The 26,161-nt window shown below is 40.8% G+C and carries 26 protein-coding genes and 2 pseudogenes; 6 read left to right on the top strand and 22 right to left on the bottom strand.

Features of this window, described 5'->3' with window-relative positions; translation table 11 throughout:
- Positions 1-3: 3 nt before the first annotated feature.
- The 10 genes from ACVA58_RS14140 to pduA form a co-directional block, all read right to left on the bottom strand.
- Positions 4-1,401: an aldehyde dehydrogenase family protein gene (locus tag ACVA58_RS14140; RefSeq protein WP_446511081.1), complete on the bottom strand. Its 1,398-nt coding sequence runs from the start codon at positions 1,399-1,401 to the stop codon at positions 4-6.
- Between the two features lie 51 nt (positions 1,402-1,452).
- The gene (locus ACVA58_RS14135) at positions 1,453-1,722 is read right to left on the bottom strand and encodes a EutN/CcmL family microcompartment protein (protein ID WP_446511080.1); all 270 of its coding nucleotides are present in this window, start codon (positions 1,720-1,722) and stop codon (positions 1,453-1,455) included.
- Entirely contained in the window at positions 1,709-2,185 is a 477-nt protein-coding gene (gene pduM, locus ACVA58_RS14130; protein ID WP_446511079.1) for a PduM family microcompartment protein, read from the bottom strand. Before pduM ends, ACVA58_RS14135 begins: the two co-directional genes overlap by 14 nt.
- A gap of 7 nt (positions 2,186-2,192) precedes the next feature.
- A complete protein-coding gene (gene pduL, locus ACVA58_RS14125) occupies positions 2,193-2,831 on the bottom strand; it encodes a phosphate propanoyltransferase (protein WP_446511078.1) in 639 nt (212 codons plus the stop codon).
- A complete protein-coding gene (locus ACVA58_RS14120; protein WP_446511077.1) occupies positions 2,828-3,358 on the bottom strand; it encodes a BMC domain-containing protein in 531 nt (176 codons plus the stop codon). The genes pduL and ACVA58_RS14120 overlap by 4 nt, the downstream gene beginning before the upstream one ends.
- 77 nt (positions 3,359-3,435) lie before the next feature.
- Complete coding sequence (locus ACVA58_RS14115) at positions 3,436-4,248, bottom strand: MIP/aquaporin family protein (RefSeq protein WP_446511076.1); 813 nt, start codon at positions 4,246-4,248, stop codon at positions 3,436-3,438.
- An 18-nt stretch (positions 4,249-4,266) separates the two neighbouring features.
- Positions 4,267-5,181 (bottom strand): glycyl-radical enzyme activating protein, encoded by a 915-nt coding sequence (locus tag ACVA58_RS14110; RefSeq protein ID WP_446511075.1) that lies wholly within the window; start codon positions 5,179-5,181, stop codon positions 4,267-4,269.
- Between the two features lie 88 nt (positions 5,182-5,269).
- Complete coding sequence (locus ACVA58_RS14105; protein WP_446511074.1) at positions 5,270-7,783, bottom strand: glycyl radical protein; 2,514 nt, start codon at positions 7,781-7,783, stop codon at positions 5,270-5,272.
- A 19-nt stretch (positions 7,784-7,802) separates the two neighbouring features.
- On the bottom strand, positions 7,803-8,636 hold the full coding sequence (gene pduB, locus ACVA58_RS14100) for a propanediol utilization microcompartment protein PduB (protein ID WP_446511073.1): 834 nt from the start codon (positions 8,634-8,636) through the stop codon (positions 7,803-7,805).
- A gap of 2 nt (positions 8,637-8,638) precedes the next feature.
- Positions 8,639-8,929, bottom strand: coding sequence for a propanediol utilization microcompartment protein PduA (pduA, locus tag ACVA58_RS14095; RefSeq protein WP_039459926.1), 291 nt, complete (start codon positions 8,927-8,929; stop codon positions 8,639-8,641).
- 444 nt (positions 8,930-9,373) lie between these two features.
- Here pduA and ACVA58_RS14090 point away from each other — a divergent pair, with 444 nt between their 5' ends.
- Entirely contained in the window at positions 9,374-10,273 is a 900-nt protein-coding gene (locus tag ACVA58_RS14090; RefSeq protein WP_446511072.1) for a PocR ligand-binding domain-containing protein, read from the top strand.
- 57 nt (positions 10,274-10,330) lie between these two features.
- On the opposite strand, the gene ACVA58_RS14085 is transcribed toward ACVA58_RS14090, so the two are convergent.
- Together ACVA58_RS14085 and ACVA58_RS14080 are read right to left on the bottom strand one after the other, a co-directional pair.
- Positions 10,331-11,464 (bottom strand): hypothetical protein, encoded by a 1,134-nt coding sequence (locus ACVA58_RS14085; RefSeq protein WP_446511071.1) that lies wholly within the window; start codon positions 11,462-11,464, stop codon positions 10,331-10,333.
- 26 nt (positions 11,465-11,490) lie between these two features.
- On the bottom strand, positions 11,491-12,207 hold the full coding sequence (locus ACVA58_RS14080; protein ID WP_446511070.1) for a sulfite exporter TauE/SafE family protein: 717 nt from the start codon (positions 12,205-12,207) through the stop codon (positions 11,491-11,493).
- 476 nt (positions 12,208-12,683) lie between these two features.
- Here ACVA58_RS14080 and ACVA58_RS14075 point away from each other — a divergent pair, with 476 nt between their 5' ends.
- Positions 12,684-14,192, top strand: a complete 1,509-nt coding sequence (locus ACVA58_RS14075) for a BNR-4 repeat-containing protein (RefSeq protein WP_446511069.1) — start codon at positions 12,684-12,686, stop codon at positions 14,190-14,192.
- Between the two features lie 78 nt (positions 14,193-14,270).
- On the opposite strand, the pseudogene ACVA58_RS14070 reads toward ACVA58_RS14075, so the two are convergent.
- The 3 genes and pseudogenes from ACVA58_RS14070 to ACVA58_RS14060 all read right to left on the bottom strand — a co-directional run bounded on the left by ACVA58_RS14070 (position 14,271) and on the right by ACVA58_RS14060 (position 17,312).
- Positions 14,271-15,026: pseudogene (locus ACVA58_RS14070) on the bottom strand (SDR family NAD(P)-dependent oxidoreductase).
- Positions 15,027-15,194: 168 nt separating this feature from the next.
- The gene (locus ACVA58_RS14065) at positions 15,195-16,346 is read right to left on the bottom strand and encodes an iron-containing alcohol dehydrogenase (RefSeq protein WP_446511068.1); all 1,152 of its coding nucleotides are present in this window, start codon (positions 16,344-16,346) and stop codon (positions 15,195-15,197) included.
- A 144-nt stretch (positions 16,347-16,490) separates the two neighbouring features.
- On the bottom strand, positions 16,491-17,312 hold the full coding sequence (locus ACVA58_RS14060; RefSeq protein WP_446511067.1) for a sulfite exporter TauE/SafE family protein: 822 nt from the start codon (positions 17,310-17,312) through the stop codon (positions 16,491-16,493).
- Between the two features lie 143 nt (positions 17,313-17,455).
- Between ACVA58_RS14060 and ACVA58_RS14055 the strand changes: the two genes are divergently transcribed.
- From ACVA58_RS14055 to ACVA58_RS14040, 4 genes are read left to right on the top strand one after another with little or no spacing between them, the layout of a single operon-like run.
- Positions 17,456-18,085: a Crp/Fnr family transcriptional regulator gene (locus ACVA58_RS14055; protein ID WP_446511066.1), complete on the top strand. Its 630-nt coding sequence runs from the start codon at positions 17,456-17,458 to the stop codon at positions 18,083-18,085.
- Entirely contained in the window at positions 18,082-18,450 is a 369-nt protein-coding gene (locus ACVA58_RS14050) for a YidH family protein (RefSeq protein ID WP_446511065.1), read from the top strand. Before ACVA58_RS14055 ends, ACVA58_RS14050 begins: the two co-directional genes overlap by 4 nt.
- Positions 18,447-18,716, top strand: coding sequence for a DUF202 domain-containing protein (locus tag ACVA58_RS14045; protein WP_446511064.1), 270 nt, complete (start codon positions 18,447-18,449; stop codon positions 18,714-18,716). The genes ACVA58_RS14050 and ACVA58_RS14045 overlap by 4 nt, the downstream gene beginning before the upstream one ends.
- Positions 18,717-18,724: 8 nt before the next feature.
- The gene (locus ACVA58_RS14040) at positions 18,725-20,014 is read left to right on the top strand and encodes an anaerobic sulfatase maturase (protein WP_446511063.1); all 1,290 of its coding nucleotides are present in this window, start codon (positions 18,725-18,727) and stop codon (positions 20,012-20,014) included.
- Between the two features lie 57 nt (positions 20,015-20,071).
- Here the strand turns inward: ACVA58_RS14040 and ACVA58_RS14035 are convergent, their stop codons facing one another.
- From ACVA58_RS14035 to ACVA58_RS14005, 7 genes and pseudogenes are all read right to left on the bottom strand, one after another.
- Positions 20,072-20,230 carry a hypothetical protein gene (locus tag ACVA58_RS14035; protein ID WP_446511062.1) on the bottom strand — a complete coding sequence of 53 codons (159 nt, stop codon included), beginning with the start codon at positions 20,228-20,230 and terminating at the stop codon, positions 20,072-20,074.
- A gap of 95 nt (positions 20,231-20,325) precedes the next feature.
- Positions 20,326-21,699, bottom strand: a complete 1,374-nt coding sequence (locus ACVA58_RS14030) for a sulfatase-like hydrolase/transferase (protein WP_446511061.1) — start codon at positions 21,697-21,699, stop codon at positions 20,326-20,328.
- 48 nt (positions 21,700-21,747) lie between these two features.
- A complete protein-coding gene (gene rhaM / locus ACVA58_RS14025) occupies positions 21,748-22,062 on the bottom strand; it encodes an L-rhamnose mutarotase (protein WP_446511060.1) in 315 nt (104 codons plus the stop codon).
- 11 nt (positions 22,063-22,073) lie between these two features.
- Positions 22,074-22,886, bottom strand: coding sequence for a rhamnulose-1-phosphate aldolase (rhaD, locus tag ACVA58_RS14020; RefSeq protein ID WP_446511059.1), 813 nt, complete (start codon positions 22,884-22,886; stop codon positions 22,074-22,076).
- Entirely contained in the window at positions 22,886-24,151 is a 1,266-nt protein-coding gene (locus ACVA58_RS14015; protein ID WP_446511058.1) for an L-rhamnose isomerase, read from the bottom strand. The genes rhaD and ACVA58_RS14015 overlap by 1 nt, the downstream gene beginning before the upstream one ends.
- A 12-nt stretch (positions 24,152-24,163) precedes the next feature.
- Positions 24,164-25,537, bottom strand: a complete 1,374-nt coding sequence (gene rhaB / locus ACVA58_RS14010; RefSeq protein ID WP_446511057.1) for a rhamnulokinase — start codon at positions 25,535-25,537, stop codon at positions 24,164-24,166.
- A 257-nt stretch (positions 25,538-25,794) separates the two neighbouring features.
- Positions 25,795-26,118, bottom strand: a pseudogene (locus tag ACVA58_RS14005) (integrase core domain-containing protein); the annotation flags it as partial.
- Between the last annotated feature and the right edge of the window lie 43 nt (positions 26,119-26,161).

The following is a 26,161-nucleotide window of genomic DNA, read 5'->3' as shown; positions in this document are numbered from 1 at the left end:
CTCTTAACGAATATTAAAAGCTTCACTCAATACGCAGCGGCGCAAACGTGCAAATGAGCGTGCAGAAGTCGTTCCTTCACCTGTTGGCGTTGCAATAGTGAAAGTAGTGAAACCCTCTGCGCCAACACCAATCCCAGCATAAGAAGGGGCATTTTTCACAAAAATACTGGTTCTCATGACTCTTGCTGCGCGATTAAGGTGATCAATATTTTTCGAATGCATAATGGCAGTATGTAAATTTCCACCTTCAACATCACGAGCAATTGACAGTGCTTGCTCAAAATTAAAAGCGGTAGCGACAGGTAACATAGGCATTAATTGCTCAACAATCATCAATGGGTCATCAGCGCTTACTGAAGCAACCACTAACTTTGGCTGACCTTGGTAGCCGATATTTGCTGCATCCAGTATTTTTGCCGGGCTTTGTCCTACCAACGCTTTGTTCGCATCACCGGCTTCATTTATTACTACTTGCCGCAAACGCTCAACATCTACTGGGTCTTTGACCCAATGAGCACCAAATTCTTCCATTGCTTGCAGCAGTTCTTGGGCGACAGAGTCGACCACAACAACGGCTTTCTCAGCGATACAAGGCAAATTAAAGTCAAAAGACGCTCCGCTGATAATATCTACTGCAGCCTTTTTTATATCAGCGCTATCATCAACAATGACCGGTGGATTGCCAGCACCAGCACCAATCACTTTCTTACCTGTTTTCATTGCCATAGACACAATGCCAGGTCCGCCCGTTACCACCAGCAGTGGCACATCAGGGTGCTCCATCATCTGTCTAGTTGCTTCAAAACTTGGATTGCTTACACAAACAACTAAGTTACGGATCCCACATTGGTCAAAAATAATCTGCTCAACTTTATTAATTAACCAAATTGAAACCTCTTTCGCACCAGGGTGTGGGCTAAAAATCACACTATTGCCTGCTGCTATCATCCCGATAACATTATTAATAATGGTTTCTGTCGGGTTAGTGCTAGGCGCTACCGCTCCCACAACCCCATAAGGTGAATATTCAAACAGAGTTAAACCACCATCGCCGGTCAATGCTTGAGTTGCAAGATCCTCTGTTCCAGGTGTATTTTCGAGAGCAGCTTTATTTTTTAACACCTTATCAGAAACATTACCCATCCCAGTCTCTTGCCAGGCTCGCTCAGCCATGTCTGGAATATCGGCAACTAATTCATTACGCAAACCTTCTATAATTACACTTCTTACCGAAATGGGGCTGCTATTGAGCTCTTCAAACGCTAATTTAGCAGCATTGATTGCTGAATTGACGGTTTCAAACCCGGCTCCTCCAACATGCGATGAAACTTTTCCATTTGGACTAAACACACTCTGTGCCAGTATGTCACTGACCAATGTTTCGATATTCAATTGACTCATAACACTTACAATCCCTTCGCGAATAGATGCATGAAAAATGATGTTTAGGCCTCAGCCACAGTTCAAACTGTCCACAATCCCAACAATGACTTCATCAATCCCCTGATTTGGTTCATGAAAATAGTTACTTGCTGGCGTTCCTTGCGCTACAATGACAACCTCCCCAACGCCAGCACCAACGGCATCAACTGCAACTCTTTGGGCACCCTCTGCTATTACTTGTTTTGCTGTTATAGGTTCAACCAACATTAATTTCTTACCCGTCAATGATGGTATTTTCTGAGGAACAACGGTGGAGCCGATAACCTTAGCGAGATACATGGGCACTCCTTTTATTTGGTGTTTGAATATGCTTGTTTTGCATATGTTCACGAGCCAAATCTGTAAACTGCACTTTCTTTCGTGTTAACAGCCAGCAATCCGAATAGACAGCAACGTCGCTGTAATTTATCCAAGGTTTATCACAGCTGAATACATCAATACCTTTATGATCCCTAATGGTGACAGGAAGTGCTTCTAACTGTTCTACTGCCAGTATTGGTAAAAGCTGCCGGTGAATAATTAGCAAGGTCTGAAGCCCAATTGACCATGCCTCCATCACAGTTTGAACCGCTTTGTGACTACTATTGAGCTCAAACAATGCCAATAAAAATGGTAAATCAGGTAGCACTATATGCAGCTCATCAAGCCCTCCCTTTGGCAATTGCTCTACTATTGCATCCAACCCTGATTCCAGCTGCTTCGGATGCAAAGCAATAGCTCGCGAGCTATTTACAATCGTCATAAGGCACCTAACCCTTGCTACCAAGCATGATTTGACCTGTATCCTTCATTCCAGTTAAACCTGCAGCATTTGCCTCATCCGTATCTAAATGCATCTCTAATACCAATTGAGGGTCAACACGGATGACAACATTCTTAAACAGGACAGTACGCGGTGGCTCTCCAACCAAAACATCTACACGCTGACAATCATCAACACCAAAAAGCAAAGCGTCGAATGAATTCATATGTATATGCCTGTTAGCAACAATGACCCCCTGTTCAAGGGTGACTTCGGCAAAATTGCTGATGATTTGTATTCCTGGGGAGCCTTCTAATTCACCAGACATACGCACAGGAGCCTTGATACCCAACTCCCTTGCTTGAGTGGCAGACACCTCAACTTGTGTATCTGGACGCAACGGGCCAAGAATCCGGACGTTATTCAGCACCCCTTTCGGACCTTTTAATGTCACGGTCTGAGTCGCTGCAAAATGCCCTGGTTGCAATAATGGCTTATCAACAGTGAGTGATTGCCCTGGAAACAACTGTTCGAAATCACGTTCAGAAAGGTGAACATGCCGATTAGATATTCCAATAGGAACCTTTCGATGGCGCAATACATCGACAACCTTGCTGGCAACAGCTTGAGCATCGCATTCCATCATGCTTCTGTTTCCTCCTGGCTAACCGCCTGGGGAGGAGTCGTGTTTCGACTACCATGGCTCTTTGGTTTAACTACCGATTTAGCCCTACTGGCACTAGGTGCCGCATCCCGTTTAGTATTATTGACCTTTGCTGGAGGGGTCTTTGTGCTTCTCGCCCTTTTGGGCTGGCTATCATTTGATGGCTGTTGAGAGGCTACTGCCTGTTTGTTTGCTAAGGCTTCACCTTGCTGGTTTGTTTTTGGCTTCTCTACTGGAGGGGTAGCCACGAAGCGCCCTAGCCCATCTGCAGGTCGTGCAATGACTTTACTGCCACATAAACCTTGCTGAGATTTCGCAAAAGCTGCACCGGTATCAATGGCTGCATTAACAGAGCCCACATCACCAGTCACTTTAATCAAAATCCAGCCAAAGCCATTGGCACGCTCTAAACCTTCAATGGTAATGTTGGCAGACTTTGCCATAACATCAGCGACAGTAATAGCAAGCGCCAACCCAGTAACTTCGACCATTCCAAATGCTGTTTTCATCACATGTACCTACTTTCTATTAATTGATTATTTACACCTATACGAACGACACTTAGCCTATTTGCCGCATTAGATAATTAGGTATCAGTGGCTTCAGTGGTCACATCGCTACCTTCTCGAGGCTTATACGAATAAAGGCTGGCACCTGCACAGGCCCCCAGGATAGGAGCAACAATCGGTATAATGAAATATGGAATCGAACTGCCTCCTGAAAATGCCATGCTTCCCCATCCACTCATAGCAGTGAATAGCTTAGGTCCAAAGTCACGGGCTGGATTAAGCGCAAAACCTGTCAAAGGTGCTGTTGCGGCGCCAATTACAGCAACTAGCAAACCGATAAGCAGAGGAGCCAATGGGCCACGGGGGAGTCCATTCCCATCATCCGTCAGAGCCATAATGAGCAACATCAACACTGCGGTAATAACAAATTCCACTATCCCTGCCTGCAAGAGACTGATTTCTGAATGTGGGTAAGTACTGAACAACCCTGCAAGCGGCAGGCTATCAGCACTACCTCGTGTGATATTATTTGCCAGCTCAAATGCATCAAAAAGATTATGGTAGATCAGATAAGCAAGGCCTGCCCCAGCGAATGCGCCTGCAGTTTGGGCCACGATATAAGGTACAACTTTACGGCCGTCAAAGTTTGCATAGCGCCACAATGCAATGGTTACAGCAGGGTTAAGATGCGCACCTGATACACCAGCACTTAAATAAATACCCAGAGCAAAAGCTACCCCCCAAACGATGCAGATTTCCCACAAGCTAAAATTGGCACCAGCTAACACAGAAGCACAAAGGCAACTAACCCCAAAAAAGATAACAACGCCTAAACCGAGGAATTCAGATACACATTGATGAAAAACATCCTTTTTAATTAAATATTTCATCTTTGCTCCTTAATGAAATTAGCCACCTATTACACATTCAATGCCCAATGACTCAACAATACCTTTAAACTTTTCGATATCGTTTTGAGGTGGTGTTTTAAAACCTTCATAATAATAATCCTGCTCGAGCAATGAATACTTGCTTTGACCAAAATTATGATATGGAAGAATATGCAGACGGGTTACATTATCCAAGTATGATGCAAAAGTAGCGATTGCTTTAATACTTTGCTCATCTGCATTAAACTCAGGAATTAGTGGTACCCGTATTGATAAATTTTTTGCCAATTTAGATATTGTTAAAGCATTCTTAAGCACAACATCATTAGCAAGCCCCGTATACTTTTCATGTTGTTTACTATAAAACGTTTTGATATCGAGCAACACAACATCCAGTAGTGGAATAACCCTCTCCAACACTGCCGGGGAGGCGATCCCTGTTGTTTCCATAGCGGTGTGCAAGCCACGTGCCTTTGCCGAACGCAACAGGGCTTCAACGAAATCAGGTTGTGCTAATGGTTCGCCACCGGACAACGTTAGCCCACCACTTGAACGACGGTAATGCACGGCATCCTTACATACATCATCCAGCACTTCCTTAACTGTCATTGTTTTGCCAGTCATGGACAAAGCACCTGTTGGGCAAACACTGGCACACGTGCCACAACCAACACATTTATCATGGTCAACGCGATTAGAGCCTTCCAGGCTGATCGCCGCTTGAGGGCAGGACCTAACACAATTACCACAACCGACACATTGTTTTTTTTCGAACATCACTGATGGTGTGAATTTTTGAGACTCAGGGTTACTACACCATTTACAAGATAGGTAACACCCTTTCAAAAAAACAATCGTTCTAATACCAGGCCCATCATGTAGAGAGAACTTCTGAATATTAAAAACTGTTCCTTGAGTATTTTCATCAAACATATAAGTCCCTTTAGCACTTATAATAAAAAACTCCGTACATAAATATTAATAATTTATTTAATGCCACTTACATACGGAGCTAAATCGCTTAGAACATATGTTCAGTACGCTCAATAATATCGTCCTGGATACTCTTATCCAATGAGATAAACTGAGCACTATAACCCGCAATTCGAATGACTAAATCACGATACTTTTCAGGATCATTTTGTGCTGCTAACAAGGTGTCACGGTTAACAACATTAAACTGAACATGCATTCCCTTATGATCAAAATAACTCCGGATCAAGGCGCCCATATTACTAAGCCCATTCTCACCCTGTAGTGCCGTAGGATGGAATTTTTGATTATACAGGGTACCATTCGACGCAAGAAAGTGATCAAGCTTGGCAACAGAGTTGGTCGCCGCTGTCGGGCCACTGCGATCCATACCACGACTAGGTGATACGCCATCCGCTAATGGCTCACCAGCCATACGGCCATCTGGAGTTGCACCTACAACCGTTCCCATGAGCACATTAATAGAGGCAGGATACAAGCCAGCCTGGAATGAACCGCCACGTGGATTTTTGTACTTCTCAACCTCACGGCAGTAAATGGCTGCACCTTCTCTTGTCAACAAATCAACTTCATCAATGTCGTTACCGAACTTAGGTGCATCAAGTAGCATCTGTCGAACAGAACCGGTCTTTGAAGTAAGGACATTCACATTATTCTTGAGCACCTGTGAGTCAAGTAGTGCCGCAGAACCGGTTTCAGCTAAAACCTTCTTAACAGCATCCATCACCATATCATAAGCCGGATCATTCGCTGAGTGAGCCGCAGATTCATTGTCTCCCGCAAAGTTGTTATCGAGTGCTTCTTTGACTTGCTGCAGCGTCAACTTGGCTTCGTCGAAAACAAGCTTTTTAATCGCGGCAAAAGAGTCACCTACGTTTGCAGCGCCCACCCCTTGTGGACCACTGAAATTATATACGGCTCCCCCTTCCTGCAGTGACTTGCCATCGCCGATACAATCGTCAACCATACAAGATAAGAATGGCAAAGGTGCACGTTCAGCATGCGAAATATCAACGCAGTTATCAGCAGTAATCAAGTGGAAAACAAAATACTCTGCTTGTTTTTGATAGGCAGTCATGAGCGCTTCAAATGAGTGGAACTCACTTAAGGATGGTGTCACTGGCCCTAGTTGCTTCCCATCGACCTTACCACCATTCAAGGTGATTTCTAGCAATTTTCCAAGATTGAAAAATGCAGAATCGTGCCACCCCTCAGTCTTGCCTGGACACTGCGGCTCAACGCATCCGATAATGCCGTAATCACGTGCATCCTGAAGGTTCAAGCCCCGGTTGACCAAAGCGGTGACAATCACCTCATCGTTATAGAAAGCCGGCACACCCAAGCCTAAACGGCTTAGCTCACAAGCCTTGAGCAAAAACTCATCAGGCGTTTTTGACCATACACGAACCGAGAACGATGGCTGCGGCAGGCGAACATGTGCAGTCGCTTCCATACACATATAAGACAAAGTGTTCGTTGCATCTTCACCCTTACTGTCTTGGCCGCCTACAATCAGGTTCTGAAACATCGGGTACCCACCAAAAGCATTGGTGGAAACTTCATCGCGTACCTTATTGATATCATTAAGCTTAACCCAAATACAATCAATTAGCTCTTGAGCACAATCTGCTGAAATGGCTTTATCCATCTCAAAATAAGGTTGCATGTATTGGTCAAAACGAGTTGGAGAAATCGAATGGCCATTAGACTCCAAGCCAATCATAAGATGAACAAACCAAAAAGCCTGGCAAGCTTCATGGAAATTACTGGCCCCATTCTCAGGAACGGCGCGACATGTTGCGGCAATTTTTTCTAATTCAGCTTTTCGCTCACCAACAGCTGTAGCCGCCAAGACACTGGCTTTGTCTGCATATCGCTTTGCAAACTGGATAGCAGCATTACAAGAAATAATAATACCTTTATAAAACTGCTCTTGTTTAATATATTCTGGCGATGTTTTATCAGCAGACATCATCTTTTCAGCAACTTCAGTGATGATGCCTTTGTACCCGACCTTAAGCACTTTGGCATAATCAACAGAGATGTGGCCAACACCGTTCATATAGTAATTACCAACAGTAAACACACCTGCATCCATACAGGCCTGTGTATCTGATGACATATATGAAGTGGCTAGTTCACTGGTTGTTTTTCCTTGCCAATAAGGAAAGACTTCTCGCAATTCTTGCTTTGCTTGCTCAGAAATTTGAAAGGAATCACCACTACGTTTGCCAACACGCTCAAACTCATCTTCAATCCAGGTATTCGAGAACTCAGGAAAAATCTGAGACGATCGAGGTTCAATCGTAGCACTACCAACAATCAACTCATTATCACGGATAACAATGGGTAGTTCAGCAAGAATGCGCTCAAAAGCTTTTGCGCGACGAATAATTGCGGGTTGCCCTTCGGTTTCTTTATAAGAAGCGGTGATAGATAGGGCGCGTGCTGTTTCAATACAAGGCACAGCATCTAAAATTTGGTTACGAAGTGACTCTACACGACTCGTAGGCTCACTAAAACCTTGGGATACAGGTTTCATGATATTGTCCTTTTAATGCCTAAATATAAGGTTTTGTCTGTGAAGGTGCTGGGCCACCCATTGTTTCGAGTAAGCTAACGCCCACATCACGAGCCGTCATAACTGACTGCCTAACAGCCCCAGAGTCACCTGAAACCACTAAAATAGCCTCGTTTGAGAAGCTTGTGCCTTTGGCTGGTGAGCTATAAGCAACAGTATTTACATTGGCAGCTTTAAGCGCTGCATCAGCCATTAGTACCCCAATAGAAGCAGGAGCCCCAACAATCACACCACATGCTCGACCTAATGGTGCGCCAAATGCTTTTTCTAATGCATGGCTTGCCCGGGCGCTATACTGAAGTTCGATATGGCCTGCGTCATTGGCATAAACATCCCCAAAGGTTCGCTCTAACTGGCTTAATGCCACTTCAACGGCACGCTTGACATCAGAAACATCAGAGCCACCAAAGATAATCAAAGAGCCATGGCCTGCCCCACCTTTGGTATCACGCGCTAGTTCAATTTTTACGACTTCAGTATTCGTAGCTTTAACAGCTTCATCAGCAGCTAAAATATGAGGCCCTGCACCAGTACGAGCACCTAAAATACCAATAGAACGGTATTTCTTTTCAAGATCCATAACTTCAAGCAGCTGACTATCTACGTTGGCAATAACCAATCCAATAGTGTCGCCAATAGCAGTACCAACAAATTCAGTCATTGAATTTGTCTTTGCTTGCTTAACTGGCATCACATTTTCAGCAGGAACTGATGGCGTATAATTGGTTGCAGGATGAGTCGATAATTCTTCTTTATCACCGACTTTGTCCAACACATCTGAAATGATCTGTTCGACTGTAGTGATTGTAGTCATTGTTAAATTCCTTCAGGAAGAGCGGCAGGAAGTACGGCTTCTACATCAGTATGTGGACGAGGAATCACATGAGTAGCAATAACTTCACCAACATTACTAGCAGCACAAGCACCTGCATCTGTTGCGGCTTTAACGGCGCCAACATCTCCGCGAACGACAACAGTAATTAACCCTGAACCTATTTTTTCGTAACCAACCAACTGAACATTTGCTGATTTAACCATGGTATCAGCCGCTTCAATTGCAGCAGTCAAACCACGAGTTTCTACCATTCCTAAAGCTTCTTGTTGCATTGCAGTCACCTCTGTATTGATTGAAACAATTAGCAGTATAATTAACTGATAAACTTTCAATGTTGATTAATTCATCGAACAAAATTAAGTTAAATTTCTTTTTTTTTACGACTTATGCTTCTTGAACACTATGAGGTTAACAATAAAAAAAATAACTATGTTGCGCTCTATGGATTATTTTCCAGCAAGATAGTCTCATAAATAAGCAAGAATTTTGTATTTATAATGGTTAGTAACTTAAGGGTAAAGCACACTGATGAAAGAATTTTGCTTAAGTCGCTAAAGATAAACATTGAAATATGTGGTTGACATCAAATTAATGTCGCTCTGTATAAAACAATAACGGCAAAACTACGCAGCGTGTATTTAATGTGGTACTAAAAAATGTGGTACCTGTCAAACTCTGTTAAGCTGAAATTTATTAAAATTACTATTTAATATGTAATGGAAAATGAAGAAGAGGTTATCTTTATGATTTCAAATACGATGATAAACGAAATAGCCTATGACTTCTCAATGGCAACCGGATTAGCCGTTCTCGTCGTAGACCTTGAGGGAAATGAAATATCACCAAGATTTAACTTTACAACACTTTGTGAAAAAATCAGAACTCATAACTCACTTTTTGAAGTTTGTAAGCGCTGTGATCGTGTAGGTGGATTAACTAGTCTTCAAGAGCAAAAAACGATGTTTTATCAGTGTCATATTGGCCTAATAGACTTTTCTATTCCATTAACAATCAAAGGTAATCTAATTGGTTTTATCCAGTGTGGACAAGCAAAGGTTACTGATAAACATCAAATTCCAGTCATTACTCATCATAAACATAACTGGCAAAAGAATAATGAGCTTTTAAGTCTCTATGAGGACATACCCGAAGTAAAATTGCGCAAGGTTGTATCATCATCTGCCATTTTAACGAAAATAGTAGATAACTATCTATCTGAAAAACTTGTTTTAAGTCAATTCTCCGATGGTGACCATACCAAACATAACTTTGAGCAAAACAACACGCTCACAAAGTATAAGGTAGAAAAGGCACTTGATTTCATCAACAAAAACATTGCATCAGAATTAACACTTGAAAATGTAGCTTTTCATATTGACTTAAGTCCTTTTTATTTCAGTCGAATATTTAAAAAACATACAACAATGGGGTTTAACCACTACATTAACCAGCAAAGAGTTAATGATGCAAAACTGATGCTTACCAACAAAGACATGTCAGTCTCTAACATTGCCAAATCTGTAGGATACAACAATACCAGTTATTTTATAAAACAATTTAAAAAACAATGTAACATGACACCACTAGAATTTAGAAATAACACTCCTGTTTTATAAACATAAAAAGCCACTACCCTATTCAGATAATGGCTTATATTTTAAAGTATCAATTTTTTATAAAGATTCTAGATTGTTTTTTAACTTATAGAGGCCTTCTACAAAGTAGTAATCCCCATAAATTAAAGAGCAATTAATCCCCAAGCCTTGTGGGCAATTGAATGTCCCGCCTACTAAAATACCTTGCTGGCTATCATCTTTAAATGTTCCATAGTTTTTATATAAACTATATAAAATGTTATTAGCTACCAGCAAGTAAAACTCTTTTTTCTGTTTATCTTCCACTAAATCAGATAGCAACAATAATCCACTTGCAGCGCATGCCCCTGCAGACGTATCTCTTGGAGTCTCCGCATTCATAGGAGCCCTAAAGTCCCAGTAAGGAACAAAGTCATCTGCAAGACTATTGATGAAAAAGTCAGCGGCTTTAATTGCTGTCTCTAGATACCTTGCTTCTTTGGTATATTGATAACTTAGTGCAAATCCATGAATCGCCCAAGATGCCCCTCTGCTCCAGGCAGAATCTTCACTATGGCCTTGACCACCATGGTATTTTTTAACGTTACCAAGTAAATAATCAAACTCTACCATATGCCTAACCGAGCCATCATCACGGATAAACTCCTTTAGCACCGTATCAGCATGAGCCATTGCGATCATTTTAAATCTTGGAGCATCTAATTGCTCCGCTGCCCAATATAAAATTGGCAAGTTCATCATGCTATCAATAATACTCAACCCCCTAGGGTCAGCAGAATTAACATCATTCTTATTCCAAGCAGTTAGAAATCTACCATTTATGTTAAACCGACTCGCAAGATGGCTCGCTGCTCTTAATGCTCTTGTTCTAGACTCCTCATTACCTAAAAGCTCGTAATGTTTCATTGATGTCAATTGCCACATAAAACCCACATCATGGTGAATATTTACATACTCATTCAATGGCCCATCCATGATAATTTCACGATGAATTGCTATATCTTTAAATGGCTGATAATTCTGCTTTTCATATAGCAACCATAGTAAGCCAGGCCAAAAACCAACAACCCAAGCCCAAGGTTGATGTGTGTCGCTATAAATTCCACCAGAAGTCATTGATGGGAAATCAACAGTCATTTCTTGACTAGTTTTTCTTACTTTATCGAATGTATCTTTCCAGGCTTTTTCAACCCAAGTAATATCCGTTTTCACGTTTTTTCCTTTCTATCAGAAGTAAATTATTGAGTTAATCCAGATAAAACCGCACCTAACCCAGCAACGATGCACAAGAGTAAAGAGGCATTACGAACTGCTTTATGTGATATATAATCATTAACAGAAACTGCAAGCTTGTGCCCAGCATAACTAGCTGGAATCAAAGGCAATGCCAAAAACAAATGATGCATGCTCATATACCCAATAGGTATTTGTATTAATAGAGATAAGATGCAATTCATCAAAAAGAAGGCTGCTAAGTTGGCTCTAATCAAATGAAGTTTTTGATGTTGAAGCAATAAAGCCATTGGCGGACCACCGATCCCAGAACTCGTACCTAGAAACCCTGATAAGAACCCTGCGGCAGTAAGCCGATTTGGCGTGACTTCAATTTTTATAGGTAATAAGCTTGCCCCTACCGCAACCAATACAGTCGCGCCAAGAAATAGTGATAGTTGTTCAACATCAACCAAGTAGAGAAGCCCTGCACCACAAATGCTCCCAGGAAGAAGGCCAAAAACACTTTTCCTCAACCCAAGCCAATTAACATGAAGTCGATATTTATACATATTCACCAATGCCAAGAATAACCCTACAACAACAATAGGGCCTGGAACATAATCAGGTGAAACATGAAGTAATAATGGTGAAGCTACAACAGCCATACCAAAGCCAGTTGTAGTCTGAACAAAAGCCCCGATAAATATCAATAACATAGAAAGCAATATACTTAATTCCATCGGAAATCTCATTAAACTCTGGCTTAAAGATACTATTGTAATACAAAAAACAGCAAGTCAAATTATCTAGAATACCATTTCAATCAGGCATGATCACTTGATGGCATATAACATTATTGCATCTTGAACGGTGCTGTTAAGCTTTCACCTGAAATTTGTTTCAAATTAGCTGCCACCTTGTTATGTCATATAATATGCAATACCTATTATTTTTACTGCTAATAGCATATCTAACAACACCCTACGTGTCCTTGTATATAGAAAAACTGATTTTAATCCACCCTTTTAATTATTAATAAAAATAATTAGCTTCCTATAAAAACTCAAGATGATAATACTTATTTATAATTATAAAAAACTATACCATTGTGCAAACATTGCCATACATTAAGGCAAAAAGCATTATTTACAGCTACCACAATCAACAATAAAATCAATTGTTGAAATTATAAATAAACAATATTTATTTGGAATATATGATAAATAAAATAATGAAAAAAAGTTGTATTAAAACGTTGATTAGTTCAATGTTACTTTTACCTCTCGGCGCAGCAAATGCTTCTATATCTTTAGAAAGTGAAATTGAAATCACAAATGGTGCCCTGCATTTCGATGGAAAGAAAGTAGCCCGCTTTGCTGAAGATAATAACACTGAAACATACGATTATTTCTTTGGTCCTCATATCTCGGCACATGGTGACAGTATAAAGAAATACAAAGACTACATATTCCTCACTTGGTACAAAGGCGGCAAACAAAATCGTGAGGTTATGCTTTCTCGTTACAATACAAAAACTGGCGCAATAAAAACCATTGAGTTTCCACATCGCCACACCGGTTTCCTGGGTCAAAGACATATAGGTGAATCACATAACTACATTTCCGTCGCGATCAGCCCTATCGATGGCACGATTCATATGCTCTATGATATGCACGCCTATGGAGCTGACCGTCCTGCTGATGGGAGCTTTAGCAATGACTATTTCCGTTACTCATACACAGTGCCTGGTGCTGCAGATGTATCAGATGATGAGTTCACGTTAGATAAGTTTATTAAAGATACCTCACCTGTAAGTGAAGGTCCTGACGATTATAAGCACCTCAGCTTGACTGGTGAAATCGATTACGACAACTACTCTGGATTAACATACCCAACATTCTTTACTAATACTGACGGTACCTTGTTGGTATACATGAGAAAAGGCGGAAATAATAACGGGGGCTACGTTTTCGCTCACTATAATGCCGATGAAAGTAAGTGGACGGAATGGAACCAATTCAATGTACTTGACGCAAAGTCACACGGCAATGACTACAATTGGGGTCTTTACGGCAGCATGAAATATGTCAACGATAAGCTGAGAGTTGGCTTCCAGCAACGTGCTAAACGTGATGACAAGTACCAGTACCAAAACGGTGTTTATTATGCCTATTCTGACCATCCAAGTGGAGAAGGTAATTGGAAAAACCACAAAGGGGAAAGCATGTCATTTCCTCTAATCAATACTGATGAAATTAAGGTATTTGAGCCAGGTGACTATATCTCTCACACCGAACAAGATTCAGTTCATATCGTCCAGAACTTCGACTGGACTGTAACAGAAAAAGGTGACATTCATATCATTAGCCGCGTCAAGTCTAGAGACAACAAACGCCCAGATTTTGAGATGGTTCACCTTCATTCGTACAAACCCGCAGGTGCAGATGATTTTATCATCACTGATGACTTTGCTGGTGCAACCAACATTCATACCGCTGGGGATGATATTTATATCATTGGCTTAAATAACCAAGGTAGACCTTACGTTGAAAAGGCGAAAGGCGGTACAAATGACTTCGAAAGAGTTTATGAGGCTGACTCGGGCAAGCAGTTTAGTCACGGTAAAGTTCACATTAAAAATGGTAAGTTGTATTACTACTTAATGGAGCGTTCTGAAGGCACGTCTCGCCCACTTTACCTACAAGTAATTGATCTAGATATCTAATATCACCTTTCAAAGCCAGTCGGACGTTACAATCTGACTGGCTTTTTAATGATTCTTTACATCGAATCTTTTCGAATATTACGACATGTATTGCCCGCCATTGATGTGAAGTATCTGCCCTGTCACATAACCTGACATAATATGTGAAGCGAGGTAACCAAACGTTGGCGCCATTTCTTCTGCGGTACCCAATCGTCCCATCGGTATACCTTTGCTCATTCGTGCTTTGTCAGCATCATCTTTATCGGCATGAAAAGCGGTATCTACAGTCCCAGGGGCAATAATGTTGAACCGGATCTTATCTTTCGCATAGTTTTTTGCCCATTAACGATTAACTGTATGCAACCAAGCTTTCGACGCGGCATATAGCGAGGCGCCAGGACCACCACCAGAATATGCAGCAATAGAACCAACACTGATCACTGATGCAGACCAATCATGTTGAGATGCCGATTCCTTGAGATATGGCAGGCATAGACGAACCATATCCAAAGCCGAGCGCATATTCAGGTATGCAACATCATCAAAAAATTCAGCATCAATGTCTTCAAGTTGCTTTCTGTCAACTAAGCCACCAACATTATTAACAAGTACATCTATGCCACCGTATTCGCTCACAAACTGATTCACAAAGTCTTGGCATTCTGACACATTTGCAAAATCGACTTTGTAAAATTGAGCACGCCCACCAAGAGATTCAATCTCCTTAATGGTCTTCTCAATGTTCTCGTGATGACGATAAGAAGTTAGCGTGACAACAGCGCCACTCAAAGCCAAAAATTTCGCCGCAGCAAGGCCAATTCCACTCGTTGAGCCCGTAATTATGATGCGCATATCTTTTAAATCACTAAACACTTTTCTAATCCTTATACATAAAAAAACACCATGTCATAAAATGAAATGGTGTTTTGATTTATATTATTGAAAATGTTCTTTCTTTATCATGAGAAGGATACAACATCTATCTCACTACCATATAACGAGATTCCATCAGAAGCCGGATTACCCCAAAGACTTTTTGTATAAAGCCAGTACATCGTCAGCCGTCATTTCCACTGGATTGCCACCAGCGCACGGATCGGCGAGTGCACTCGCCACCCATGCTTTAACATCCTGCTCGATTACACCTAACTGAGTAAAACCTTTAGGAATGCCGACTTTTTCACTAAGTTCACGGATAGCTTTTATTGCTTCAATGCTGGCTTGCTCCTGTGATAAGCCCTCGGTTTTACACCCAAGAGCGGAGGCCAACTTAGCGAACTTTTCTACTCGATGGGGACGATTAAACTCACATACAATAGGAAGCAAGATTGCGTTACAAACACCATGGGGTAAGTTTTTGTGAGCACCTGCCGGGTGAGCCATAGCATGTACCATACCTAGCCCTGCGCTATTAAAAGCCATACCGGCTAAAAATTGGCCTAGAGCCATCATTTCACGTGCTTCTAAATTTGTGCCATCTTCAACAGCATGCGGCAAATATTTACTGATAACACGCACAGATTCCAGGGCAGAATGATCTGTTAGCGTATGCGCCCCTACAGAGACATATGCCTCAATAGCATGCGTTAATGCGTCCATCCCAGTTGCTGCAGTCACTTCTGCAGGCAGCCCCAGCATAATGGCTGGATCATTGACTGAAATATCTGGAATAATATTACTGTCAATAATTACGCACTTCACTTTTGTATCTTCATCGGTAATCACAGCATTGCTGGTCACCTCAGCTGCAGTACCTGCAGTCGTATTGATCGCATAAAGTGGCACCCCTACATTTTTTACGTTACCAGCCCCTGTATACATCGTAATAGGCTGTGGGTTTGCAGTTAGGATCTTTACTGCCTTGGCCGTATCAATTGCACTACCGCCACCAAAACCAATGATGTAGTCAGCACCAGACGCCTTAAATGCCTCGAAAGCTTGGTCCACAACTGTAACAGTCGGGTTGGGAACGGTATCTGTGAAACAACTAAACATTAAATGATTCTGCTCAAGCTCTTGAATTAATGGCTCTAAAAGGCCAAGTTGCTCTAGAGCTTGATCCGCAATAATAAATCCGTGACCAGTGCTCTTATTGGCCAACATCGAGACAAGCTCTTTGATTGCGTTTTCTCCAGAAATATTAATTTTTGGCAATGCTAAAGTAAAAGCCATGTCATTTTCCTTAGATAAATCGATTATAAAAAATATAAATTTTTAAAACGTTGAATCGCAAAAAAGCAGTATGGTGTAACATGCGATGTTAAACTTTTGGACGGTCAGTTATAGCCTTACCCTAAATACAATTCAGGTTAATTTTCAGAATGAAATGTAAGACAAAAGGCTTACAGATATCACCAGCATAGTTGCAAGATAAACATGATTTTCAGACATATGTTTCATTAAGTTAGCAGCAACTGGCACACCAACAAACGAACCAACAAAGAACAAAATTGCAGTATGGATATCAGATTGACCACCACTCGCGTAGCCAATCGCTGCAATTGATGATAAGAACAATGCTAGAACAACAGATGAACCAATCGCTTTTTTGATATCAACCTGAAGAACACTATTCAATACTGGGAGTAACAATACGCCGCCACCAACTCCTGTTGATCCCAATACCGAACCACAAAACATTCCAGACATAATGACCTTCTTGGTATTTGCTTTTGGTTCAGAAAGTTGCTCCCCCCCAGCTTTGTTACTCTTGTACTTAGAAAATACCGATATCAAAGAGCCAACCATAACAATGGTCACCAACCATGCTATTGTGGTTTGTGTGACGTCTGAATAGAAAGGATGGGCATTAAAGTAAATAACAACTTGAGTAACTATTAATGTTACAGGGACAGCACCAACGAACAACAAAAAAATCTTTCTCCAAGAAACATTTTTTGCCTTGATGTGAAGAAATGAAGCATTTACTTTCACCATAGCAGAAATCAAACTAGCAGTACCCACTGCAAGTACTGGTGACATTCCACAAAACAGTTGCAACATAGGGATCAAAAGAACGCCACCACCAACACCAGTTAGCCCTAGGCATAAGCCAAAAACACTTCCAAGCATCAATTTTAATAGTACGCCATCTGATGTCCACACACTTATTAGTAGCTCAAAAACACTCATATCCATACCGCCCCACCATTCTTTAAAACATTATTTCAATATTTATAATTTACCGTACTAAATGACGTTTAATTTATGGCTTTGATCATATTTTTCATTAAATATTTGCAGTAAAATAAATTTAACAAGATGAAGGGAAGACAATTATAGTGAAACCCATTTTTAAATACTCAATACGTAACAAAACTAGCTCGTTGACCGTCAGCAAGAGAGAGGCTGTTTACATCAGCAACACTGTATCCTCGGGCTTCTATTACGTTGAAGAAGGCTTTATTGGCTTATATCAAGTTGCCGACACAGGAAAAGAATCTCTGCTACGACTCTATGGTCCCGGCTCTTTCTTCGGTTATCGTTCCCTATTTACTGAACAACGTTACCCAGCCACCTCGCGGGCTATGGAAACTAGCAAACTTAGAAAGATTGACGTAAAAGACTTTGTGTCATTACAGAAATTGTCTCCTGAATTAGCAAAGGATTTAGCCATTGAGGTTTGCCAAGAGTTAGGTGACGCTGAAAGACGTCTCGTTCAATTCAGTGCCTTTAACGCTAAGCATAGAATCATCGATACCATCCACCACTTCTTTACCTACTACCCTCAGTATCCTTGGACATATCGCGAAATAAGCGAGTACAGTGCTACTGACGTGACAACGGTTATTCGATTTTGTAAATCACTAAAAGAATCTGGTGTATTGTGCCCACATCATCGCAAGCCCCACCCTCTTGATTTAAATAAACTTGACCGATATCGACATAACTCAAAGGAAAGCGCCAAGTGAGAAAACTCTACTCGAGAAATAACAGAAAATGGAGAGAAGAAGGCACTGCACCCGACTACCGTTTCTCACTAGCCAATGAAAGAACTTACTTAGCCTGGATTCGAACCTCGCTTGCTTTACTTGCTGGTGCAATTGCTCTTGACCAACTGACACCAGACTTAGCAAACCCAACTATCAGATTAATCATCTCTTGTTTTTTATGTGTTTGTTCTGGCTTAGTTGCCATATATGCATATCGACGTTGGTCACTCAATGAACAAGCTATGAGGCATAACAAAGAGCTCCGCTATCCATCTTATATCAAGTTAATTAGTGCAATTCTGTTGACACTTACGATCACGATCACATTAGCTATCACAATATGAACAAGGATAACGGACTTCAAAGAGAACGGACGGCACTTTCCTGGCTAAGAACGCAACTTGTACTGTTTGGAATTGGTATCGTTTTATTTCGACACGCCCTTTTTCATGAACAACCAGCTATCTACATAACGAGTGTGATCGCAATATTGATTGCATTTAGTTGCTCTATATTTAGCTCACATAGAATTAAACTTATCGTTTCAACAATCATATTTCTATTAGCATGTACTTACCTAGGTACGATGCTAGATAAATTCATCTCATAGGATAATAAATGAACCAAATAACCAACTGCCATGTTATGGCGAAACCGTCCGGCTCAGTATGTAATATTGACTGTGAATACTGTTTCTACTTAGAGAAGGAGAAACTTTACCCTGAGAGACAAAAAAACTGGCGCATGAATGACGAAACTTTAGAGGCGTTCATTCGACAATATATTGATGCTCAAAGTGGTGATACGGTTCAGTTCGCTTGGCAAGGGGGTGAACCCACTTTGCTAGGTATAGATTTTTATAAAAAAGTTATCCAGCTATGCCAGCAGTATGGCGGTACTAAAACGATATCGCATGCTTTTCAAACAAACGGAATAGTCATCAACGATGAGTGGTGTAAGCTATTTAAAGAGAACAACTTCCTTATTGGTGTCTCTATTGATGGCCCTGAAGATCTACACGATGCTTATCGGACAAACACTAGCGGTCGCGGTACACACGATAAAGTACTCAATGCTATTGAGTTACTGAAACAACATAAAGTCGAGTTCAATACACTCACTGTCGTCAATGATAAAAATGTTAAGCAACCACTGAGAACCTATCAGTACCTCAAAAGTATTGGTTCAAATTTCATCCAGTTCATACCATTAGTTGAAAGAGAAGCCTCAGATTCAACTAGCAGCGATACATGGTTGGTTAACCCCGATGAAAAACATGGGAAAGTAACTCGCTGGTCGGTAAAGCCAAAAGAATATGGTAACTTTATAAATAAAATATTCGACCATTGGGTTACAAATGATGTTGGCAGAATCTTTGTGCAGCAATTTGATGCCACCTTAACCACATGGATTGGTCAGCCTAGCCCAATCTGCGTATTCGCCCCAAGATGTGGTCATGCATTCGCTATCGAGGCCAACGGTGATCTCTTTCAATGTGATCACTATGTCTATCCTGAATATAAACTTGGCAACATCCACGCAAGTTCTATCAAAACAATGAATAATAGCAACGAAGCGATAGAGTTTGGTTTAAATAAATCGCAACTACTCAATAGTCAGTGTCAGTCTTGCCGTTACCAATTCGCTTGTCATGGTGGGTGTCCCAAACACCGATTCTTACCAGGCCCCAACGGCAACCTTGATCATAATTATTTATGTGAAGGCTACTATAGCTTTTTCGACCACAGCCAGCATGCTATGGCTTTCATGGCTAAACTTATCAAAAATGGTAAGTCACCTGCTCTTATCATGGACTACTATGCCGAACAGCAAAAAAATGCCAAGGTAAGCCGCAATGCGTTGTGCCCATGCGGAAGTGGAAATAAATATAAACGCTGTTGTGCATAATGAATAAAAAGGCCCAAATACATTATTGAATTTGGGCCTTTTTCAGAATTGCAGTAGTTATTGGTTAACCGAAGCGTATTTTATTTGTCTTGCTATATTAATCTGATGAGCCGCTTGTTTACGAAAATCTGTCTTTCGTTTCTTTTTAGTTAACTCAGACAAGCAGCTGATCTTTTCAATACGCTTTCTATTTTTTTTATCGCCTTGCACGCTCATAAAAACTCCTTAACATTAACCATAGCTTAAGCCCAATATTGTTTTCAAGACTTAAACTACGGCAAATACTAATAATGGTTTAGATTGGTTGACAATTAAGCGTCTAGAATTTCAGGTTTCTTACCTTCAATTTTATATATCTCATCCAGCAGTTTTTGCTTAAGTGTTGCTTTAACATCATTAAAATCTGAATTCACAATCAGGTTTTCAAGTTGGTTTGGATCTTCAACAAGATTGTATAAAAACTCTTCTTGATAGACGTCACTATCTTTTGTTAGCAAACCACTTTGATCTGGTGCTGATACTGAGTAAGTCCATTCATCGGTGCGAATTGCACGACCAACTTGAGATTCACTAATTTGGATAAAGCTCACATTATCTTTGGAAGTATTATCAATATAGAGATCTTGAAGTGGTTGACCATGCATATAACTTGGCACTTTAATTCCAGCAGCTTTGAGCAATGTTGGAACTACATCAATAATACTTGCATGGTCATCAATAACCTGGCCTGCTTCTGCACGCGGATCGTAGATAACAAACGGAATACGGATTGAAGAATCATGGCACGAGCGTTTGTACTCACCATTTCTCGTCTTAAAGTGCGAACCATGGTCACTCAAGTAAACGATGACTGTATTGTCATCAAGGCCTTTATCTTTAACCGATTGACGGATTTTACCAACGTTCACATCTAGGTTATGGCAACAACCTAAGTAATCTGGATATTCTTCAGCCCAGTCACCGTTTACAAACGGAGCTAAATCACCAGGAACTTGGAAGTCACTCCACTGTTCTTTCGAACCGTGAGGGCCTTCATAGGTTTTTCTGTCATTTTGATGATGAGGCTCAAGATAAGATAAAAACAAGAAGAACGGTTTATCTTCTTCATAATTATCAATGTAATCTGTCGTCAAGTCGGTCAAGAAGTCTGCACGATACACATCTTCATCCCAACTGACTTTATTGCCATCAATATCAAACATATGACCGCCATAACCATGTGACGTGCCTTCTAAAATATCTGAAGCAATCCAGAAGTCTTTATAGCCACCACGGTATTGTTTTGGAATAGCAGTAAAACAATTATCAATAGTTTCACCTGAACTTTCAGTAGGTGCAGCTACTACAAAACCCTCGTGCGCAGTGTTGTTTGAAGCTAGATGCCATTTACCAACATATCCAACACTATAGCCTTCATCAGATAAGAAATGAGCCACAGTTTTTTTATCTTCTGGCAAGATGATGTCATTTCTAAAGCAACCAGTCTCTGTAGGATAAAGGCCTGTTTGCATTGTCGAACGTGTTGGCCCACATACAGGGTTCACGGTAAAGGCATTTTCAAACATCACACCATCACGTGCGAGTTCATCAAGGTTAGGAGTTACAGGTAACTCTTGACCATAACAACCTAAAGTATCCCACCGCTGTTGGTCACTAAAGATAACAATAATGTTAGGCTTTTTCATATTTCCCTCTTAATACATCCAACGTTTCTTTTTGCTGAGTCATATCAACTACGCAAGATAAAACATCTCTTGTAGTTCAGTAGATTTAGGGCTCATATCTGGATTGGTATCCATAATATCGTCCATATATTTCCACCACTTTTGACACGCCTTGGTTTTTGAAACGCCGTTCCATTTTTCCAGAGATTCTAGCTCAACATACCCAAATAGACAACCAGTTTCATTATCAAGAAAAATGGAGTAATTCTTTGCCCCTGCAGACTTAAGCTCTCGCACTAGCTCAGGAAAAACATTATCATGGCGCTGTTTGTACTCTTCAAACTGACCTTGATTAACTTTTAGTTTAAATGCTTTTCTAATCATTTAACGCCCCCTTAAGCCAGTACTTTTTCATTCAATTTGACATTGAAAGCTGATTCCAACTCTTTAAACTCTTGAGGTTGAATTGTTTGACGTTTCCCCCCCATCGCAAGCACCTTAACCAAGATCTCTGCAGCCTTTTCAACCGTATCCATAAGGCCAAACGCTAAGCTCAAATCTTCGGCAGAGCAGAAAGTGCCGTGATGAGCCCAAATCGCGACGTCATACTTTTTCATCAGCTCGCTAGTATGCTCAGCAATCGCTTTGCCGCCAGGAACCATCCAAGGAACAATGCCTACCCCATCAGGGAAAACCACAGGACATTCGGTTGCCATCTCCCACAACTCACGGGTAAATGTCTCTGCCTCGAGTGGTAAAACAAATGTGAGAGCAATCAGGTTAGTTGTGTGCGAATGCATCACAACACGATGCTTACCGCCTGTTACATCAAACTTAACTGAATGGTTCATTAGGTGAGCTGGTAACTCACTCGTAGGTTTTGCATTATTTTCAAGACCCCACAATACCTTGTATTGAGATCCATCTTGAGAAACCTGAATAACACCAGCGTTTTCTTCAATGCAAACTTCAACATTTCGAAAGTACTTGCCACTACCTGTTACGATAAAATACTGATTCGCTAGGTTTGGTACTGCAACACCAATATCGATCCAAGTGTCAGACTCAGAGAAAAATGCGCTTGCTTCTTTCACTTCAGCTTCAGTGAGTCGGTAAGACAAGTTACCGCCATTACGCTCATGCCAACCTTTTAGCCACGCATCTTGAGCTGTTTTCTTGAATTCTTTTACAAATGCTAACTGTTCCATTACTGACCTCGCTTAAGCAGAACTTCTTCTTCGTAAATTTCGATTGCTCTGAACCAGTCTTCATTTGCTGGTACATCATTCATTTCACAGAAGTAGTTCCAAATGTCACCAAGTGGATATGTTTTTAACTCTTCCATGAGAACCAAACGTTGAGTAAAGTCACCTTCATTTTGCAACTGGGTGAGTTTTTCATTTGGCATCAACATCGCTTCAAGCAACGCTTTTTGCATGTTGCGTGTGCCTAATACCCAAGCAGCGACACGGTTAATACTGGCATCGAAGAAGTCCAAGCCCAAATAAACCTTATCTAAGCTATCTGTACGGACAAGCTCTTTAGCAATTTCTTTTACTTCATCATTAAATGTCACCACATGATCACTATCCCAACGCACTGGTCGAGTAACATGCAAAGCTAATTCATCTTGATAAAGCAGCATTGATGAAATCTTGTCAGCGACAGATTCCGTTGGATGGTAGTGACCATTATCTAATAGGCAAAGTTTGTTATTTGCAATCGCGTAGCCCATGTAAAACTCGTGAGAGCCAACTGTGTATGACTCTACACCGATACCAAAGACTTTAGACTCAACTGAGTCTTTGTTGTATTTCTCATCGACTTCTACAGCGAAAATTTCATCTAAAGATTCCTTAAGTCGTTGACGGGGTTCAAAACGATTACTTGGAGTATCTTTGTAACCATCTGGAATCCAGATATTAGTTAGACATGTTTGATCTAACTCTTTACCAAGATATTCACCAATTTTTCGCGAAGCAATACAGTGTTTAACCCAAAAATCACGCACTTCTTTGTTTGGGTGAGAAAGAGTCAAACCATCACTTGCTTTAGGGTGAGAGAACAGGCTCGGGTTAAAGTCTAGCCCTAATCCACGCTCTTTAGCCCACTCAACCCAACCAGCGAAATGCTCTGGCTTTAGCTCGTCACGTTCTACAACTTCACCGTGTGTTTCTGCGTACAGAGCATGAAGGTTAATTTTGTGTGTGCCAGGAATTAGGCTCAAGGCTTTGTCTAAATCAGCTCGTAACTCTTGAGCATTGGTTGCCTTGCCAGGGTAGCTACCTGTAGCGGAAATACCACCAGAAAGCTCATGACGGGCTTCTTCAAAACCGGTGACGTCATCACCCTGCCAACAGTGAATAGATACCTTAACACTCTTTAGTTTTTCTAAAACAGCATCAACATCAATACCCCATTTTGCATAAAGGGACTTGCTTAACTCATATCTATCTTTCAAAGTATTTTCCATGATAATTCCTACTTAAATACTATTTTTTATGTAGCTTTTCGCTGTTTCTAAACTATTAATTTCACTCATCGATAACATCTGAACCATGATATTACCCATGCCTGTAGCCTCTACTGGACCAACAACAATTTCTTTCCCTGTTTCTTCTGCAATCAGTTCATTGAGAAGTTCATTCTTGCTTCCACCACCAATGATATTAATCTTGCTGATTTCCTTTCCTGTAATATCAACCATCTCATTAATAAATTCTGAGTAACACTTAGCAAGGCTGCGGTAAACACAAATACAAATCTCGCCGATTTCTGTTGGATATGGTTGACCTGTCTCTTTACAATAATCAACAATTTCTTCAATCATATTTTCACTAACAAAAAAGCGTTCATCATTTACATCAATTATTGAAGTAAACTCCCTTGATTCTCTCGCCAATTTAGCTAGTTCTGCATATGAGTATCTGTAGTCAAGCGTTCTAGAAACCTCTTGAATAATCCACAGTCCCATTATATTTTTCAGGAAACGAAATCGTTTGTTGTACCCGCCTTCATTAGTAAAGTTGTTTTTTCTAGATATATCTGAAACGATAGGCTTTTCAATTTCCTTACCTAATAGCGACCAAGTACCAGAACTTAAAATTACGCCCTCTTCTTCTATATCAAAAACGCTAGCAATAAACGCTGAACCGGTATCATGAGTAGCTGGCAATACGACCTCACAGTCAAAACCAACTTTGTCTCGTATGCTATCTTTGAAGCGACCTATGCAATGCCCTGGAAGTTGGGCTTGACCGAAGATATCTGGTTTAACACCCGCAACTTCTAATAGGTCTTTGTCCCATTGATCATTGTTCAAATTAAACATCTGGGTTGTCGTTGCATTGGTATATTCATTAACCTTCTTACCAGTGAGTAGAAAGTTAAGGTACTCAGGAATCATAAGAAACGAACAAGCACGATTTTTCTCTTCAGGAACCATTGAACTTAGTTGATATAACGTATTAAAGCTCATAAACTGAATACCGGTTTTATTGTAAATCTCTTTACAACCAACTTGATTACATACAGTATCCATTACTCCTTTAGTGCGTTCATCACGATAAGACACGGTATTTCCGATTATATTATCTTTATTATCAAGTAAAACATAATCGACACCCCATGTATCAATGCCAATGCTTTTAGGTATTTTATTTAGCTTTACGCACTCTTCAAGGCCGGACAAAACATGTGAAAAAAGTGACTCTAAATCCCAACAAAGTTGACCATCTTTATCTGATAACTTATTAGTGAATCTGTAAATTTCTTCGAGAATGATTTTTTCATTCTGTAGGTAACCTAATAAGTGCCTGCCACTAGATGCACCTATATCTACGGCTAGAAAATAATTCATAACAACCTCCGACTTAATAATTTAATAATACCGGAATGCAAACTTTCCAAAATGCTCTAATCTGCCCTAAAGAGTGTCATTTTTTGCAATTGCGTACTTTTGTTAATAATTCGTATCCGACAGACGATCCCACGGGGCGAGTATTGATGCGTGAAGTTCCAAGGAAGTAAATAGTCGAGACTAGTTCCGGTTGGTCCGGTGTTTTTCAAGGTAGTTGTCGCCTAGTCATACTTAAGCAGCTTGGTCCAGCTGCTCGTTTATATCTGGTTTCTCTGGGTCAGCATAACTGGCCCAGCAGGTTCGCACTTCCTTATTTCGCCAGACCAACGCTCTGGATTTTTAGCCTTTGCTTGTTCGAATACTGTCTTTCTATTTGCCAGGATTTTAGCATCTTCATTACGATGACGTTGCCCTGGAGTCACAAAGCCTATTCGACTGTGACGGTGTTCTTCGTTCTACCACTCGACGAAGTTCTTAACCCAACTTCTGGCATCGTCCAAATTCTTGAAGCCGGATGAAGGCCACTGTGGCCTGTACTTTAATGTCCTGAACAATGATTCCGAGAACGGATTATCATTACTGGCGGCTTTGTAATGGGTAGTATGTTCAACCACTTCGGCATCG

Source organism: Photobacterium sp. DNB22_13_2, from assembly GCF_052873915.1.
Note: the sequence above shows the minus strand (reverse complement) of the source record. Positions and strands in the feature narration are given on the sequence as shown.